General features: G+C 43.5%; 3 protein-coding genes. 2 read left to right on the top strand and 1 reads right to left on the bottom strand.

Annotated features, from left to right (window positions below; translation table 11 throughout):
* The first annotated feature begins 358 nt into the window (after positions 1-358).
* Positions 359-577, top strand: a complete 219-nt coding sequence (locus tag JWJ90_RS22580) for a DUF6500 family protein (RefSeq protein ID WP_205229475.1) — start codon at positions 359-361, stop codon at positions 575-577.
* Here the strand turns inward: JWJ90_RS22580 and JWJ90_RS22575 are convergent.
* Entirely contained in the window at positions 574-852 is a 279-nt protein-coding gene (locus JWJ90_RS22575) for a hypothetical protein (RefSeq protein ID WP_205229474.1), read from the bottom strand. The genes JWJ90_RS22580 and JWJ90_RS22575 overlap by 4 nt on opposite strands.
* Positions 853-1705: 853 nt before the next feature.
* Between JWJ90_RS22575 and JWJ90_RS22570 the strand changes: the two genes are divergently transcribed.
* On the top strand, positions 1706-1934 hold a 229-nt coding region (locus tag JWJ90_RS22570), incomplete at its 3' end, for a hypothetical protein (RefSeq protein WP_205229473.1).

Below are 1934 nucleotides of genomic sequence, written 5' to 3'. Positions count from 1 at the left end.
CAAAGCAAAACTGACAGTCAGAAAATCCTACGGATTTCGAAGCGACACAATCCGAGAAATCGCGCTATATCATACTCTTGGCAACTTGCCCTTGCCGGAGTTCACCCACAGATTTCTCTGAAGAGGCCTAAATAATCGTAAGCGATCAGCCCCCCCCCTGAAAGAACTCGTATTATTGAAACTGTAAGCGGTTACGGGGTGCCGGAGATGCTAGGCGTCGGCCTGTGCAGCGTACGCCTGTACGTAAGCAGGCCGATAACACCGCAGATTCGGTGCCCCGTGATCGCTTACAAATAATCCACTGGATAGACCGGTGATTATCATATTATGTGCCCAATGTGAAGCAAGGAGGGCCTATTTGAGAGAAGGACTTAGAAGAAAGATCATTGAAGTTTGTGGTCAGAAAATTGAGAAGAAGGGGCCGGATGTAGGGCTATCCTTTTATGCATTTTTTAAGAACAAGAACTATCAGCCTGAAGTTCTTATGGAGGCCGCCCGGTGGTGGATTGAGACTCATGAGTTAGACCATTTTGAAAAAGCGCGTAAAATTAAAAAGATGGTTCAATCCGGTGTTTAGCTGTACCAGTCAAACACATAACAAGCTGCTGCTAGGGGCAGGCCTACACGCTGCTTCGATTTGTCCCAGAGCAGGGCGTTAATGGTATCCCACATGTATTCCAGTGCCCTTTGTAGGCCTTGAGCTGGAAGGTCGGCACCGGGTTCAACTCCCGGTTTCGATAATTGCAAAAGTCTTGACGGGGCGATGCAAGGCTCTGGTTCTTCAATCATGATTATCTTGCCCATCATGTCCTTGTGGTTTGACTTTGTCATTTTCAGCGTATCTGTGATCACAATAAACACCTCTAATACAGGGTAAAATCGAAATGAATTTAAAATTAGCTCAATTCGTTACTGTGTTGGGAATACTCATCATCGCATGTATAGCTGTAGCCAGGGAGGGAGTAAAAGCCTCATCCCCACAGGTGAAGCCCGTTGAAATTACCAGAGACAATATCTGGTATACTATAACGACGAAGGTGACAAACCAGAGTGGCCGAGAAAGTGTCTGCGTTACTCTTCAGGCGCTTGATTTTCAATCGGTTGAGGTCGATCACGTTAGCATATGTGCCAAAGTTCCAGTTAATGGCGTTCGCATTTTTACGAAGAAAACCTTTTCGCCATTAGCAGACTGGAAACGCATCATTAGGTGGCAGCAGATAGATTAAAGGGCAATCATGAGCATTCACCAGCTCAAAGATGGCCGCGAGGTAATGCATCACGCCAAAGGAAAAAATGGTTTCAACTCCCAGTTTCAATAAATTGGAAAAGTATTGACCATCGGGAGATTGATTTTTTCTGGTATTTTATACTGAGCCAGCCCTTTGGTAGAATTAATGGAATGATATCAGGTTTATGGTTATCGCTCAAAATTGCATGATTTTCAGTTAGCTAATACCCTAAAACGCCGATTTCCTGACACCCTGGTTTGAAATAGCGAGTGATAGCCAGAAACATTTTAATAACTTGTTAACTCTTTCAAACAACAAGATTCTCAAGCAATAAAAACATCAAGTTAAAAAAATGACATTACCAACTTTTCCTATTCCATCAAGGTTCTATCTTGATGTCCCTTTGTATGAGCGAATTGAATTTGTTGAGCAAACAGTAAGGGGTGTGATAGATTTTTTGTATTATACAGGGCCTTATGACAACTATTGCTCAGGCTGTTTACGAGATTCAACATTTCAGGTTGTTGAAAAAGAGCGTCCAGTCGAGCACTCGAAAGAGAATTTATGGGGTCCTTGGCCAGGGCAAGCGCACGAAATTTTTAGCTAGCAAGCACACTGCCAAGAAACCGATTATCGCAGGCTGCTCTGAATTGTTTTTGCTTGATACTCATTTTGGTTTTCTCTCGTTGCAGCAGATTACGAGCT

Origin of the sequence: Desulfobulbus rhabdoformis, from assembly GCF_016919065.1 — a bacterium.
In the GTDB taxonomy this organism is placed as follows: domain Bacteria; phylum Desulfobacterota; class Desulfobulbia; order Desulfobulbales; family Desulfobulbaceae; genus Desulfobulbus; species Desulfobulbus rhabdoformis.
Note: the sequence above shows the minus strand (reverse complement) of the source record. Positions and strands in the feature narration are given on the sequence as shown.